This is a genomic window from Pseudomonas putida S13.1.2, from assembly GCF_000498395.2.
Taxonomy (GTDB): Bacteria; Pseudomonadota; Gammaproteobacteria; order Pseudomonadales; family Pseudomonadaceae; genus Aquipseudomonas; species Aquipseudomonas putida_Q.
Window position 1 is genome coordinate 5,234,121 of record NZ_CP010979.1, and the last position, 14,675, is coordinate 5,248,795.

The 14,675-nt window shown below is 63.8% G+C and carries 15 protein-coding genes; 7 read left to right on the forward strand and 8 right to left on the reverse strand.

The annotated features are described in order from the left end of the window. Window positions 1-223 precede the first annotated feature (223 nt). Entirely contained in the window at window positions 224-2,242 is a 2,019-nt protein-coding gene (locus N805_RS23100; protein ID WP_019473554.1) for a DUF4034 domain-containing protein, read from the forward strand. Window positions 2,243-2,337: 95 nt separating this feature from the next. Here N805_RS23100 and N805_RS23105 read toward each other — a convergent pair whose 3' ends face one another. Continuing rightward, window positions 2,338-2,601, reverse strand: a complete 264-nt coding sequence (locus N805_RS23105) for an accessory factor UbiK family protein (protein ID WP_026034671.1) — start codon at window positions 2,599-2,601, stop codon at window positions 2,338-2,340. A 361-nt stretch (window positions 2,602-2,962) separates the two neighbouring features. Here N805_RS23105 and glnK point away from each other — a divergent pair, with 361 nt between their 5' ends. The 3 genes from glnK (at window position 2,963) to sutA (ending at window position 5,438) form a co-directional block, all read left to right on the forward strand. Further along, complete coding sequence (gene glnK / locus N805_RS23110; protein WP_002555808.1) at window positions 2,963-3,301, forward strand: P-II family nitrogen regulator; 339 nt, start codon at window positions 2,963-2,965, stop codon at window positions 3,299-3,301. A 46-nt stretch (window positions 3,302-3,347) separates the two neighbouring features. Continuing rightward, the gene (locus N805_RS23115; protein WP_016502193.1) at window positions 3,348-4,679 is read left to right on the forward strand and encodes an ammonium transporter; all 1,332 of its coding nucleotides are present in this window, start codon (window positions 3,348-3,350) and stop codon (window positions 4,677-4,679) included. A gap of 429 nt (window positions 4,680-5,108) precedes the next feature. After that, on the forward strand, window positions 5,109-5,438 hold the full coding sequence (gene sutA / locus N805_RS23120; RefSeq protein WP_019473552.1) for a transcriptional regulator SutA: 330 nt from the start codon (window positions 5,109-5,111) through the stop codon (window positions 5,436-5,438). A 258-nt stretch (window positions 5,439-5,696) separates the two neighbouring features. On the opposite strand, the gene N805_RS23125 is transcribed toward sutA, so the two are convergent. From N805_RS23125 to lptM, 6 genes are read right to left on the reverse strand one after another with little or no spacing between them, the layout of a single operon-like run. After that, window positions 5,697-6,392 (reverse strand): HAD family hydrolase, encoded by a 696-nt coding sequence (locus N805_RS23125; protein ID WP_019473714.1) that lies wholly within the window; start codon window positions 6,390-6,392, stop codon window positions 5,697-5,699. Continuing rightward, complete coding sequence (xerC, locus tag N805_RS23130; protein ID WP_019473713.1) at window positions 6,389-7,288, reverse strand: tyrosine recombinase XerC; 900 nt, start codon at window positions 7,286-7,288, stop codon at window positions 6,389-6,391. The genes N805_RS23125 and xerC overlap by 4 nt, the downstream gene beginning before the upstream one ends. After that, complete coding sequence (locus tag N805_RS23135) at window positions 7,288-7,998, reverse strand: DUF484 family protein (protein ID WP_019473712.1); 711 nt, start codon at window positions 7,996-7,998, stop codon at window positions 7,288-7,290. Before N805_RS23135 ends, xerC begins: the two co-directional genes overlap by 1 nt. Before the next feature lie 13 nt (window positions 7,999-8,011). Next, a complete protein-coding gene (gene dapF / locus N805_RS23140) occupies window positions 8,012-8,842 on the reverse strand; it encodes a diaminopimelate epimerase (RefSeq protein ID WP_019473711.1) in 831 nt (276 codons plus the stop codon). A gap of 4 nt (window positions 8,843-8,846) precedes the next feature. Beyond that, the gene (gene lysA / locus N805_RS23145) at window positions 8,847-10,094 is read right to left on the reverse strand and encodes a diaminopimelate decarboxylase (protein ID WP_019473710.1); all 1,248 of its coding nucleotides are present in this window, start codon (window positions 10,092-10,094) and stop codon (window positions 8,847-8,849) included. Between the two features lie 9 nt (window positions 10,095-10,103). Continuing rightward, window positions 10,104-10,316: an LPS translocon maturation chaperone LptM gene (gene lptM / locus N805_RS29435; protein WP_016502186.1), complete on the reverse strand. Its 213-nt coding sequence runs from the start codon at window positions 10,314-10,316 to the stop codon at window positions 10,104-10,106. A 190-nt stretch (window positions 10,317-10,506) separates the two neighbouring features. Between lptM and cyaY the strand changes: the two genes are divergently transcribed. The 3 genes from cyaY (at window position 10,507) to rnk (ending at window position 11,623) form a co-directional block, all read left to right on the forward strand. Beyond that, window positions 10,507-10,839: an iron donor protein CyaY gene (cyaY, locus tag N805_RS23155; RefSeq protein ID WP_019473709.1), complete on the forward strand. Its 333-nt coding sequence runs from the start codon at window positions 10,507-10,509 to the stop codon at window positions 10,837-10,839. Between the two features lies 1 nt (window position 10,840). Continuing rightward, window positions 10,841-11,068: a DUF1289 domain-containing protein gene (locus tag N805_RS23160; RefSeq protein WP_019473708.1), complete on the forward strand. Its 228-nt coding sequence runs from the start codon at window positions 10,841-10,843 to the stop codon at window positions 11,066-11,068. A 144-nt stretch (window positions 11,069-11,212) separates the two neighbouring features. Beyond that, on the forward strand, window positions 11,213-11,623 hold the full coding sequence (rnk, locus tag N805_RS23165) for a nucleoside diphosphate kinase regulator (RefSeq protein ID WP_016502183.1): 411 nt from the start codon (window positions 11,213-11,215) through the stop codon (window positions 11,621-11,623). Window positions 11,624-11,751: 128 nt separating this feature from the next. Here rnk and N805_RS23170 read toward each other — a convergent pair whose 3' ends face one another. Beyond that, window positions 11,752-14,601, reverse strand: a complete 2,850-nt coding sequence (locus N805_RS23170; protein ID WP_019473825.1) for a class I adenylate cyclase — start codon at window positions 14,599-14,601, stop codon at window positions 11,752-11,754. Between the last annotated feature and the right edge of the window lie 74 nt (window positions 14,602-14,675).

Sequence of the window (14,675 nt, forward strand, 5' to 3'; positions counted from 1 at the left end):
TGCGGCCTGGTCAAGGATAGCGATGGTTGCCACGGCAGGCGCAACAAGTGTGCGTCGTGGTTTTACAGGGCAGGGTTTTTCCCTGTGTTTTCTTAAAATTCGGCAAAAAATGGATCCAATAATCTTTGCGCAGGTGCCCGGTATGGCTTAGTGTTGTTCGGCAAATGCCGTTGCCATGGGATGGCACAGCGTCTTCTTTCAAATGGACTTGAGGTATTGCGCCGTGCAAACGCTCACCCGCACGCGCCAGGTCATCCGCGAACTGGTGCAGGCCAATTCATTCATTGAACTCACCCGCTTTTTCGACAGCCTTGAGGCGCAATGGCGCCAAGCCGCGCCTGGCGAATTTCCGGCCTACCTGGCGGCCATCGAAGGGCACATGCTGGTTGACCTGGAAAACCAGGGTGACAGGGCCCTGAGCCAAGTGCTCAAAGCCTGGATTGATGCCTGCCCCAAGGCTTACCACCCGCAGGTGGTAATGGGCATGCACTGCTTCCACCGGGCCTGCCAGGTGCAGGATGGCGGCCAACGCAACGCTGCACGCTTGCTGGCCGTTGAGCAAATGTGTGAAACCGCGACCGCGCACCTGTTGCGCGCAATGGACCGCTGCGCACAACCCGTGGCAGCGGCCATTGGCATGCTGCGTGTCAGTGCGCATCTACGCGAGCCTGGCTGGTTGATCGAACTGTTTCAGGGGCAACCTGCGCGGTACAGGCCCAGTGCCCATGCCGATGTGGAAGTGCAGGAAGCCGCGGCACCCTTACTGGTGAAGCACGGGCTGCTGCCCCTGGCCGAGCTGCCCCAAGCGTTACCGGCATGCCTGAGCAGGCGGGCAGATCACGAAAACGAAGCACCGCGCTATTACTGGTTGCGCCATGCGCTGGTGGCGCGCCCAGGTTGTTTCGAAGCGGTCCAGGCCCTCGCCGTTTACCTGCTGCCCCGTTGGGGTGCCAGTTTCGATGCGCTGGAGTTGTTGGCTGATGGACCGTTGTGCGAGGCATGGGACGAAGCGCTGCGCAATGCGTTGCGCTGGATGGCCGTCGAAGAACGGCTGAAGCTGCCGCATGCCGAGCAGTTGCAGGCCGTCGCCGGTTGGCAGCAACTGTTCGATGCCTGGTTGCAACGCCCGCTAAGGCCCAGGGAAAGCGCCGTCGTGCTGGCTTGGCGTGGCGCGCTGCGTAGCAGTGCCTTGCAAGACCATGCCGGCGGTATGCGCGATTTCGCCGCGAGCTTGGCCTGCAACGCCGATCACGGTGCCATCCCAGCCATGGGCGAGCCCTTTCGCTGTTTGGTCGGGCTGATACTGTGCGATGGCATGGCAGATGAACATCAACTGTTGCGCACCGCCATCGAACGCCTGTGTGAAGGCCGCACGCATGCTGGCGCCTGTGCAATGCGTGCTGCCGGTCATCGCTTCGGCCTGTGGGGGCTGCCACGCTCGGCCGAGCAGGCAAGGCTGTGGTCGCAGGTGGCGGTGAAGCGCCAGCGCGCGGGCCTCGCGCCAGGCTTCGAGGTGCTCGCTGTGGCGCGGCTGCTGTGGGCTGCCAACCGGCATGAGGTGGCTTGTTACCTGTATGAGCGCTGTGCCGAGCTGAGCTTGCCGGGGGCTGCCCTTGGCTTGTACGAGCTGCACAGCGGCGGCCTGGGCAACACCCCGGCGGACTATCTGGATGACGAGGCGGCTGAGCATTGGCTGCAGCGTGCGGTAGAGGCGGGCAGCAGGCAGGCCAAGTACAACCTCGCCTGCCTGCGCATGGAGGGCGATGAGGACCTGAATGAGCGAAGTGCCATGCTGGCCGTCAGGCGCCTGCTGGTCGATGCGTTGGGTAATCCGCAGACCAATGCGCGTGCGCGCTTGCACCTGGGTATTCTGTTGCGCCAATTTGGCGAAGCTCAAGAGCGGGCCGAGGCCGTCGCCTACCTGTCGAGCCTTGTCGAGCACCCGGACCCGTGGGTTGCCGGGCGCGCCAGCGCCGAACTGGGGTTGGCCTGGATGCAGGGGCGCGGCACCCGCAAGCAGAGCCGTTTTGCTGCCATCGAATGGGCCAACCGGGCAGTCAGCTTGCAGCCAGGGGATTCGGCCATTGAAGGCATCCAGGCTGAAATCCTCAACTCACACAACCGGGTGAAGACGTTGGTTACCCAGTGTGGTGCGGCCCTGTTTCGCGGCACCTTGCATCCCAGCGAGCTGCCGCCGAAACAGGCAGTACCCGAGCCGGCACGCCTGCGAGCCTCGGCCTGATACCGTGGCATTGACCGCGCCGGGCTGAACGTTGGTGACTTTACCTTAAACATTATGTGCGCTGACTTTCATGGGAACGCACTGTGTATCGCATGTTAGTCCTGCGCTTCGGGGGGCATCCGTGCTTCCAGCTCGGCTACTTGTTTTTCCAGCGCCTCGAGGCGAGCGCGGGTGCGCGCCAGCACGACCATCTGGCTGTCGAATTCGTCACGGCTGACCAGGTCCAGCTTGCTGAAGGCACCTTGCATCAGCACCTTGAACTGGCTTTCCAGTTCTGCACGGGGCTGGGCGGTATCGCTGCTGAACAGGCGCGAGGCCTGGTCGCTCAGGGCATCGAGAAGGGCTTTGGGCGCAAGCATGGGGCAGTCCAATGAAACTGAGAATGGCCGGCAGTGTAGCACGCACAAACCGGACGTTTGGGTGCACGTTTTTCGCGCAATGCGCCCTGCCGGTGCGCACCGAAACTGTGCATGTTTCCCATGCTGGCGACTGGCCAATCCCGACCCTTTCGCATAACTCGCTGTTTTCCGGTGATTTGCCGGAACTGGCAAGGTTTCTGCAAAGACCTGTACGAGCCATGCACTGATGCAGTTCCTTGTGACCAAGCAGTGCGCACGCGGAGCCGGATGCCGACGACGCGTTACAAAGCCAACCGCTGCGCTTAGACTTGAGACGGGTTTGTTTTCCTGGGGCAAGTCCACCAAATCGGGAGAGAGTTTCATGAAGCTAGTCACAGCCATCATCAAGCCGTTCAAGCTGGACGACGTGCGCGAGTCGCTGTCGGAAATCGGCGTGCAGGGCATCACTGTTACTGAAGTCAAAGGCTTCGGCCGGCAGAAGGGCCACACCGAGCTGTATCGCGGTGCTGAATATGTGGTCGATTTCCTGCCCAAGGTGAAGATCGATGTCGCCATCGATGACAAGGACCTTGATCGGGTAATCGAAGCCATCACCAAGGCAGCCAACACCGGCAAGATTGGTGACGGCAAGATTTTCGTGGTGAATCTGGAGCAGGCGATCCGCATCCGTACCGGCGAAACCGATACCGACGCGATCTAAGCAATAACAACGCCTCACCAAACCCAACGCCCCAGGAGAAAACAACATGACTCTGCGTAAGATCGCAGGGCTAGGAGCCCTATTGTCCCTCGTAATGCCCGGGCTTGCCCTGGCAGAGGAAGCTGCCCCAGCGCTGAACTCCGGCGACACCGCCTGGATGCTGACTGCAACGGCGCTGGTGCTGTTCATGACTATCCCGGGCCTGGCCCTGTTCTATGGCGGCATGGTGCGTTCCAAGAACGTGCTGTCGGTGATGATGCAGTGCTTTGCAATCACCGGCCTGATGAGCATTCTGTGGGTCGTCTACGGCTACAGCATGGCCTTCGATACCACCGGTATGGAAAAGGGCGTGCTCAACTTCAATTCCTTCGTCGGCGGCTTCTCCAAGGCCTTCCTCAGCGGCGTCACGCCCGAGAACCTGACGTCGGCCACTGCACTCTTCCCTGAGGCGGTATTCATCACCTTCCAGATGACCTTCGCCATCATCACCCCGGCACTGATCGTGGGTGCCTTCGCCGAGCGCATGAAGTTCTCCGCGATGCTGGTGTTCATGGGCATCTGGTTCACCCTGGTGTATGCGCCGATCGCGCACATGGTGTGGAGCGGTGACGGTGCACTGATGTGGGACTGGGGCGTACTGGACTTCGCCGGCGGCACCGTGGTGCACATCAACGCCGGTATTGCAGGCCTGGTCTGCTGCCTGGTACTGGGCAAGCGCAAGGGCTACCCGACCACCCCGATGGCCCCGCACAACCTGGGCTACACCCTGATGGGCGCGGCAATGCTGTGGATCGGCTGGTTCGGCTTCAACGCAGGCTCCGCCGCCGCCGCCAACGGCACCGCTGGCATGGCCATGCTGGTCACCCAGATCGCCACCGCTGCTGCTGCACTGGGCTGGATGTTCGCCGAGTGGATCGGTCACGGCAAACCCAGCGCCCTGGGCATCGCTTCGGGTGTGGTTGCCGGCCTGGTTGCCATTACCCCGGCTGCAGGCACCGTGGGCCCTATGGGCGCCCTGGTGATCGGCCTGGCTTCGGGTGTGATCTGCTACTTCTGCGCCACCACCCTCAAGCGCAGGCTCGGCTATGACGACTCGCTGGATGCCTTCGGCGTGCACGGCATCGGCGGCATCATCGGTGCGATCCTTACCGGTGTGTTCGCAGCCCCGGCGCTGGGCGGCTTCGGTACCGTTACCGACATCGGCATGCAGGTCTGGATCCAGGCCAAGGGCGTGATCTTCACCGTGGTCTACACCGCCATCGTCACCTACGTGATCCTCAAGGTCCTGGATGTGGTGATGGGCCTGCGGGTCAACGAAGAAGAAGAGTCGGTCGGCCTCGACCTGGCTCAGCACAACGAACGCGGCTACAACCTGTAACTGCGACGCGGTAAAAACTTGCCCGGCTTGCCGGGCATTTTTTTGCCAGAATTTCAGCATTTCGCGCTTGGCAAACGGTTTATCCGTCACGTTCGCGACGTAGGTAAAAAACTTACAAGTCGTAGGGCGTTTATGGAGCTTTGCTTTTTCCACGGGCGCGCTAGAATGCGCGCCGAAGGGTGTTTGACGTGTAGTCCACACACTTCGCCAGCCTTTGCTAGGCTTGCCAATAGCGTGTGGCCAGCAGGGGCTAGATGGATTTGTCAGGTCCTGCCAGGAGCAGGGCCTGCTGGGTGCCGCCTCCCATCAGGAGCGCCGACCCAAGGGCAGTGGCCTAACCCACGGCCAGTTGAATTTTCACTGGTGGCTGCCGGTCTACGGCTGCACTGGTCTATAACTAACCTGCTTTCGCAAGTCATGAGGTAGAACATGAGCGACGACGATCTGGAAAACGACGACCTCGAAGTAGGCGATGAAGACGAGGCTGATGAGGGCCTCGAAGCGGCGGCTGACGACGGCGTTGAAGACGCTGGCGATGACGACAGCAGCCCGGCACCTGCTGCCAAGGGCAAATCCAAGGCGGCTGTCTCGGTAGACGAGATGCCGAGCATGGAAGCCAAGCAGAAAGAGCGTGATGCACTGGCCAAGGCGATGGAAGAATTCCTTTCGCGCGGTGGCAAGGTGCAGGAAGTCGAGGCCAACGTGGTCGCCGACCCGCCCAAGAAGCCGGACAACAAATATGGCAGCCGCCCTATCTGAGTGGCTGAACGCAAAAAAGCCCGCCGTCGCTGCGGGCTTTTTTGTGCCTGTGAGTTTTGTGCTGGCTGTACTGGCCCTATCGCCGGCAAGCCAGCTCCCACAGGATCACCGAGGGCTTCAGCCTTGCGCGATCCCTGTGGGAGCTGGCTGTACTGGCCCTATCGCCGGCAAGCTCCCACAGGATCACCGAGGGCCTCAGCCTTGCGCGATCCCTGTGGGAGCTGGCTTGCCGGCGATAGGGCCGCACAGCGGCCCCTGTCAGCGCCAGCGCGAAAGGACGTCGGGCAGCTGCGACAGGCGCTGGATCTCGGCATCCGGTGCCTGTTCACCGGTCCAGGCCTTGCCCTGGGGGTTGAACCATACGGCCCGTAGCCCGGCGCGCTGGGCGCCTGCGATGTCATCGCCGGGGTGGTCGCCGATGTGAACGGCGGTGCTGGCGTCCGCCTCGCCGCGGCGCAGGGCTTCCAGGAACGGTGCCGGGTCCGGCTTGCCAATGCCGAGGTCCTCGGCGCACAGGGCAAAGCGGAAGTAGTCCGCCAGCCCCAACCGGCTCACGTCGGCGTTGCCGTTGGTGACCACGCCCAGGATGTAATGGTGACGCAGGATCTCCAGCACCGGCTGTACCTCGGGGAAGATCTCCACCTGGTGGCGAGCATGCAGGAATACTTCAAAGCCTTCGTTGGCCAGCGCCTGCGCTTGCTTCTCGCTGTAGCCGACTTCTTCCAGGGCATGGAACAGCACCCGTCGGCGCAGGGCGCTGATGCGGTGCTTGAGGCCGGGCTCGGCCTGTACCAGGCGCTCGCGGATGGCAAACAGGTGCTCCACCGGCACGCCGCCCAGGATCGGGGCGTTGGCTTCGAGCCAGTCGCGCAGCACGACTTCTGCGCTGGCAATGACCGGCGCGGTGTCCCACAGGGTGTCGTCGAGGTCGAATGTGATCAGCTTGATGCTCATGAGTCTGTGCCTTTGCTGCGTTTGGCCCGAGGGTGGGCGCTGTCGTACACCGCGGCCAGGTGCTGGAAGTCCAGGTGGGTGTAGATCTGCGTGGTGCTGATGTCGGCATGGCCGAGCATCTCTTGCACCGCCCGCAGGTCCTGGGACGATTCCAGCACATGGCTGGCGAAAGAATGGCGAAGCATGTGCGGGTGCAGGTGCTGGCCCAGCTCGCGCTCACCCGCCTTCTTCACCCGTTGCTGCACAGCCCGTGGCGTGATGCGGTTGCCCTGGCGGGTGATGAACACCGCGCGGTCACGCGGGTTGCCGATGCCGCGCAGGCGGTACCAGGCCTGCAGCGCCTCGCGGGCCTTGCGGCCAACCGGCAGCACACGCGCTTTGCCACCCTTGCCCAGCACCTGCACCAGGCCGGCGGCGAGGTCGATGTGATCGAGGTCGAGGTTGGTCAGCTCGGACAGGCGCAGGCCAGACGAATAAAACAGTTCAAGAATGGCCTGGTCACGGCGGGCGATGAAGTCGTCGTCGACGCCGCCATCAAGCAGCTGCAGGGCGCGGTCGGTGTCCAGCACCTTGGGCAACCGGCGCTCACCCTTGGGCGCGCTCAGGCCGGTGGCCGGGTCGTGCTGGCACAGGCCTTCGCGGTTGAGGTAGCGGTACAGGCCGCGCACCGCCGACAGCAGCCGGGCCAGGCTGCGTGAAGACTGGCCGTGGTGGTGCAGGCGGGCGATCAGCTGGCGCAGTTGCTGGATCTGCAGCGCCTGCCAACCGGCAATGCCGTGTTCCTTGCAGTAGCCGATGACCTTGTCCAGATCGCGACGGTAGCCCACCAACGTGTGCTCCGACACCTGGCGCTCGTTGCGCAGGTGTGCGCAATAAGCCTCCAGCTGGCGTTCCATCAGCGTACCGAGCGCAGGGTCTGGGTAACGCGCGGTACAACGCGGCCGAGCACTTCGGCGATGTAGCCGAGGAACAGGGTGCCGACGCTGCTCTTGTAGTGTTGCGGGTCGCGGCTACCGATAGCCAGCACCCCGTGCAGCCCCTGATATTCGAGGGTGGCCACGGCGCTGGAACCCACCTCCCGGCGCTGTTCTTCACCGAACAGGAACGCCAGCTCGTGTTCACGCAGGTTGCCACTGACCGTCTTGCCGCCGCCCAGCAGGGCACCGATGGCCTGTTGCGCCTCGGTGTTGCTGACCCAGCGCCCGACCGGCGCAACGTTGTCGCCGAACAGGATGAGGCTGACGAAGGGCACCTGGAATTCCTGGCGCAGGCTGTCTTCGACCGCCATCACCACTTCTTCCAGGGTGCCGGCATCGAGCAGGTCGAGGATCAGCCGTCGAGTCTTGTCGAACAGCCGGTCGTTGTCACGGGCCACGTCCATCAGTTGCGACAAGCGATGGCGCATCTCGATGTTGCGGTCGCGCAGCAGCTTGAGCTGGCGTTCCACCAGCGACACGCTGTCGCCACGCTGGTGCGGGATGTGCTGTTCGATCAGCAACTCGTCGTGCTCGGCGAAGAAGGTGGGGTGGGCGCGCAGGTAGGCGACCACCGCTTCGGCATCGAGCTCGGCGGACTGCTGGGGTACAACCTTGGGCTGATCGGTCATGGCGGTTACTCGCTTAGAGACGAACCTGTCCTTCGTAGACGCGCACGGCAGGGCCGGTCATCAACACGGGCTTGCCGGGGCCGGCCCATTCGATGTGCAGGCGGCCACCGGGCAGGTCGAGGGACACCGGGGAATCCATCCAGCCTTGGCTGATCGCTGCTACGGCCGCGGCGCAAGCGCCGGTGCCGCAGGCCTGGGTTTCGCCCGCGCCGCGTTCCCACACGCGCAGGTTGGCGCGGTGGCGGTCGATGACCTGGAGGAAGCCGGCATTCACCCGCTGCGGGAAGCGTGGGTGGTTTTCGATCTTCGGGCCCAGCTCATGCACGGGGGCAGTATGCACGTCGTCGACGCGCAGCACGGCATGCGGGTTACCCATGGACACGGCGGCAATCGAATGCAGCTGGCCGTCGACTTCCAGTGGGTAGTTTGGCGCCTGCGCGTCAGCGACGAAGGGGATTTCGGCAGGGATGAACCGCGGTGGGCCCATGTCGACACTCACCTGGCCGTCGTTCTGCACGTCCAGCACGATGATGCCGCTTTTGGTTTCCACGCGGATGCGCTTTTTCGCGGTCAGGCGCTTGTCCAGCACGAAACGGGCGAAGCAGCGCGCACCGTTGCCGCATTGCTCCACTTCAGAGCCGTCGGCGTTGAAGATGCGGTAGCGGAAGTCCACTTCCGGGTTGTTCGGTGCCTCGACGATCAGCAGCTGGTCGAAGCCGATGCCGGTATGCCGGTCACCCCATTGCTTGGCGTGCTTTGGCTGGATATGCGCGTGCTGGCTGACCAGGTCGAGGACCATGAAGTCGTTGCCCAGGCCATGCATCTTGGTAAAACGCAGCAGCATGGGCTTACTCCGGCAGCAGGCTTTCGCCAGCATACAGTTCGGCGATGGTCTCGCGGCGGCGAACTTCGAACGCCTGGTCGCCGTCGACCAGGATTTCAGCGCAACGGCCACGGGTGTTGTAGTTGGAGCTCATGACAAAACCATAGGCGCCCGCCGACTGTACGGCCAGCAGGTCGCCTTCGGCCAGGTTCAGCACACGGTCCTTGCCGAGGAAGTCGCCGGTCTCGCAGATCGGGCCGACCAGGTCGTAGGCACGGCCTTCGCCCTCGCGTGGGACGACCGGGCTGACACCCATCCAGGCCTGGTAGAGGGCCGGGCGAATCAGGTCGTTCATCGCTGCATCGATGATGGCAAAGTCCTTGTGTTCGGTGTGCTTGAGGTATTCCACGCGGGTCAGCAGCACGCCGGCGTTGGCCACGATGTAGCGGCCCGGCTCGAACACCAGGGCCAGGTCACGCTTGCCCACGCGCTCGCGAATAGCCTTGATGTAGTCGGCCACCAGCGGGGGTTCTTCGTCGCGGTAGCGCACGCCAACGCCGCCGCCCAGGTCCAGGTGGCGCAGGTGGATGCCGCAGTCGGCGAGGCGATCGACCAGGTCCAGCAGGCGGTCGAGGGCATCGAGGAACGGCTCCACAGTGGTCAGCTGCGAGCCGATGTGGCAGTCGACACCGACCACTTCCAGGTTCGGCAGCTGCGCGGCACGCACGTAGATGGCCTCGGCGTCGGCGATGGCGATGCCGAACTTGTTTTCTTTAAGGCCGGTGGAGATGTACGGGTGGGTACCGGCGTCAACGTCCGGGTTTACCCGCAGCGACACCGGGGCAACCTTGCCCATCTCGGCGGCCACGACTTGCAGGCGCTCCAGCTCGTCGGTGGACTCGACGTTGAAGCAGTGCACGCCCACTTCCAGGGCGCGGCGCATGTCTTCGCGGGTTTTGCCAACGCCGGAGAACACCACGCGGTCGGCGCGCCCGCCAGCAGCCAGCACGCGCTCCAGCTCACCGCCGGAGACAATGTCGAAACCTGCGCCCAGGCGCGCCAGCACGTTCAGCACGCCAAGGTTGGAGTTGGCCTTGACCGCGAAGCACACCAGGTGCTCGGCGCCTTGCAGGGCGTCGGTGTAGCTGCGGTACTGGGCCTCGATGTGGGCGCGCGAATACACATAGGTGGGGGTGCCGAAACGTTCGGCGACGGCCGACAGGGCCACCCCTTCCGCGAACAGCTGACCGTCGCGGTAGTTGAAAGCGTTCATCTGGTTTCCTTACTGCGCAGGCGACTGCTCGGGCTCGGACTGCAGCTCGGGCTGCTGCGCTGGCGCCGGGGCCGGCTTGGCTTTTGGCTGGTGCTGGTGCGACTTGTGCGCTTTGCCGTTATCGCCGTCTTCAGGCAGATACAGCGGGCCTTTCTGGCCGCAGGCCGAAACGAGGCAGGCAACAGCGACCAGCGCCGCGAAGGAGGAAATCAGGCGCTTCATGGGTGAAATCCTTAGAAAAATGCAGTATTGCGCCCGAGTATACCGAGCGACCGGCGGCTTGCCTATGCAAGGGCCGGTCCGCCGGGCGGGCTATTCTTACCGCCTTCAATGGCTAATCTTTGCATTCGGCGCCAAGCGCCCGTATCTTGCCCGGCTTGCCTGTAACGCAGCCAATTTCGAGGTTCCTGCAATGAGTTTGAGTGAAGCGCGTTTCCATGATCTGGTCGACGCGACCCAACAGGCCCTGGAAGACCTGTTCGACGAGAGCGGCATGGACCTGGACATGGAGAACTCCGCCGGTGTTCTCACCGTCAAGTTCGAAGGTGGCGCCCAGCTGATCTTCAGCCGCCAGGAACCGCTGCGCCAGCTATGGCTGGCCGACCGTTCGGGTGGTTTCCACTTCGACTACGACGAAGAGAGCAAGAAGTGGGTGTGCGAGAAGAGCGACGAGCTGTTGGGCGAGATGCTCGAGCGCATCGTCTGGGAGCGGGCTGGCGAGAAGCTGGACTTCGACGAGATCTGACATGAGCAGCGTCCAGGCCCGGCCACCCAAGCCGCTCTACAGCAACGTCAGCCCCGCCGTGCCATCGCCGTGCATCAGCGTTTGCCGGCTGGACGAGCAGCGGGTGTGCACCGGCTGCCAGCGGCATGTGGAGCACATTCGCGAGTGGCGTTCCGCCGATGACGAACGGCGTCGGCAGATCTGCCGCGAGGCCCAGGCCCTGCGCGACCAGGCTAAGCCACACTCATAGCAAGGGCTTGAGTATTTGCCCGGCTGTGGTAGTGTCGGGTTTCTGCGTCGGTGACGCCAAAGCCTTCACAAACCCCGCCCTTGGGCGGGGTTTTGCTTTATCTGCACGACGAAAATCGCCTGTTCAAAGGAGTCTGACTGGATCATGAGCACCAAGCCTTCCCTCATCCTCACCCGATTGGACGTACAGCGTCTGGAGCGTCTGATCGACAGCCTCGACGAGAGTACGCCGGGTGTGCTCGCCCTGCAGGACGAGCTGGACCGCGCCGAGCAGGTGGTCGGTCACGAGGACGTGCCAGCGGGCGTGGTGACCATGAACTCGCGCGTGCACTGCCGTGAGGAAGCCAGCGGCAAGGACTACCACCTGACGTTGGTCTATCCGAAGGACGCAGGGCCGGAAGGCAATGTCTCGGTCCTGGCACCGATCGGCTGCGCTTTGCTGGGGCTTTCGGTGGGCGAGCAGATCGACTGGCCGGCACCGGGTGGCAAGACCCTCAAGCTGAAGCTGCTGGAAGTGGAGTACCAGCCAGAAGCGGCGGGCGATTACGACCTGTAAGGGCAAGGGGGCCGCTGCGCGGCCCATCGCCGGCAAGCCAGCTCCCACAAGGGTTGCACAAGGCCCGAGGCCGGCACCGTACCTGTGGGAGCTGGCTTGCCGGCGATGGGCTGCAAAGCAGCCCCCGATCACTCACTTAGCACCTGCTCCAACCCCTCATTCAACGCCTGCTCCAGCACCCGCTTGTAGCTCAGGTACACCTGCGTCGCCCCCAGCCGATCATCCAGCAACTCGGACAAATCCAGGTCGGTGATGTAGCACCGGTACTGTCCGGCCCCGCGCCGTTGCCCGATGATCTGCCTGGCCACCACCGCATACAGCTGCCCACCATGCTCCAGCTCGGAAAACTCTTGCTGGTCGCAGTACAGCGTCACATGCGCCGCACCCGCCACGCCGGCCTGGATGATGGCCTGCACCTCATAGTAAGGCTGGCCGCTGCCTTCGACCGGAGCCTGGCGCGGCTCGATGCTGCGCGCCTTGCCAGCGCCGGAAGGCAACAGTTGTGCGTAGTGGATGTCCAGCGAGGCAGCGCGCTGGGTATCCAGCGGCAGCCGGGCATCACGGCGCATCACCACCGAACGCAGGAAACGCTGCAGCGGCAGCAGCAGGTGGGCTTCGTCATGCAGGGGAAGGCGCTGCTGCCACAGGGCATTGTACTCATCCAGCACATACAACTCGGCCCAGCCACCCTGCAGGCGATAGAACACCTGGATGCAAGCCGGGCGGCCCTGTTCCAGCACCAGGCGCAGGTCATGGTCCAGCAGGGCATTGGTATCCAGGTACAGCGGGCTGTAGGCGCTACGCTCTTCGCCCAGGTGGGCCAGCAGTGCCTCGTGCTCGGCCAGGGTGGCCAGGCCTATGTGCCCGGCCATCAGCTCCAGCACATGGGTGTGCTGAGCCACCTCTAGCAGGTAACGGTGGTTGGCGCCCTGGTCCAGCAGCAGCTGCACCGTGTCGAAAATTTCCTCCACGCGCTGGCCGATGGCTTGTGCGCGACTCTGGCAAAAGCAGCGCACCCGCACCCGTGGTCGGTGGCCGCGCAGCACCGGGCTGTTGAGGAAGTCGCGCAAGCAACGCACCAGTGCATGTTCGCCGTCGTAGCGCTGGACCAGCACTTCGTTCCAGCTGTTCAGGGTGACCTGGTCCAGGGTCAGGACCAGGTTCTCGCGCACGCCTGCGTAGCTCAACGAGTCGGTACGCTCGGTGGTCATCAGGATGTTCAGGTCGCGGTGATGGCGCAGCGGGTCGATGGCGACGTTGACCAGCAACAACACCTCGTCGGCAACGCTGGGCTGCAGCAGGCGCACTTCGCTGACGATCGGCAAGGGCAGGGGAATACTGTGCTGCAGGCAACCGATCAGGTTGAACAGCTCGAATTCACTGAGGTCGCTGGCGCCCGGGTGCAGCGCCACGCGCGTGCTGCTGTCGATCACGCCGTTGCGATGGGCCCACGCCAGCAGCTCCAGCAGCTCGCGGCAGCGTTTTATCGGGCTGAAGTGCTCCACCTCGTGGGTGCTCAGGTTGCCGCTGTACAGCTCCCAGTGGTAGCTGCCGGGTTCCTTGCGGTTGGGCGCCTGGACCAGCGTCACGGTGCCTTCGGCGAGGTCCGGGGCGATGCCGGGGTTGATCACCTCGACCTTGCCGGCGCGGCGCTCAAAGGCCGCATACAGGCGCCGGCCCAGCACATTGAGGTCGCGCTGCTCGGCGCGGCTGCTGGCGTTTTGGGTGCTGGCGAACTGGCTGAGGAAGCGGTAGCTATGGTTCAGCTCCGCCACCAGTTCGCGGCGCTCGACAGCGACTTGTTGCACTTTCCACTGGCTACGGCTGTCCAGCAGGGCCAGCTGGCGCTCGTCCCAGCCCCACTCGTCTGCCAGCCGTTGCAACAGCCGGCGCTGCCAGCCATTGGTGCGGCCCTGGTCGCTGAGCTTTTTGTTCACCTTCAGGTACAGGCTGCGCCTCACCAGCTCCAGGCGCGCGGGCTCGCCACGTTGCAGCAGGTAACGTTCGATGCGTCGGTACACCATCACATACGGGTCCAGCTCGTCGAGGTCGAGCTGGTTGGCGAACACCGCCTGCTTGTAATCCAGGCTCAGGCAGCGGACGGCCGGGTGCTCACTGGCGTAGGCCTCGGTCAGCAGCAGCTTGAGTAGCGACTTGTAGGGCGAATCGATGCCCTTGAACAGTTGCCACAGGCCGGCACCGACGAACTCGCCGGGCGGAACGTGCGCCAGGTTGCCCAGGTCGAGGGCGTCCTGGCTGCGGATGAAGCGCTTGGTCAGCAGGGTCTGGGTGTAGGTGTGGTAATTGTGTTCCTGGTAGACGGGTACCAGCCACCACAGTGGTGTACGCCCTGCCAGCCATAGGGTAGTGCGATAGAACTCGTCCAGCAGCAGGTAGTGTTGAGTGGTGCCGCAGTCGTCGGAGCCCAGTTGGCCATCGCGCTGGCCTTGGGCAAAGCCTTGCGTGTCGATCAGGAAGAAGTGCGCCTCGGCGCCCAGGCTTGCCGCCCAGTCCTCCAGCAATTGGCACTTGCGGCGCAGTTCTCCCAGCAAGTGCTCGGGCAAGCCGGGCGCATGGCACACCCACAGGTCCATGTCGCTGTGCTCGGCCTGGGCCAGTGAGCCCAGGCTGCCCATCAGGTACAGGCCATGGATCGGGCGTGGCGGGTTGCCATGGCGGGCCTTGTAGGTGAACGAGCGGGCCAGGCGCTGGGCCTCGACCACCAGCTCGGCACCTGGCTCGTAGCCCGATACGCCCGCAGGCGTGCTGCCCGAGACGTAGCCCGGCAACAAGGGGTGGTTCACGTGAAACAGCAGCGGCAGCAGCGTCAGTACTTGCTGCTGGCGTGTCGACAAACCTTCCATTGCCCGTTGCAGGCGCCCCTGGTTCAGCTGCAGGAAACGCGCACGCAATGTCGCCAGGACCTTGCGATCGATGCCTTCGTCCAGGTCGGGGCGGATTTCGTGAGGGTGGTTCATTGTGCGCTCGGGCAGGCCAGTAAAGCTGTGGCGAGTTTAGCTTGAGTGGCGGGGCCGGATAAGCGGTAATTGGG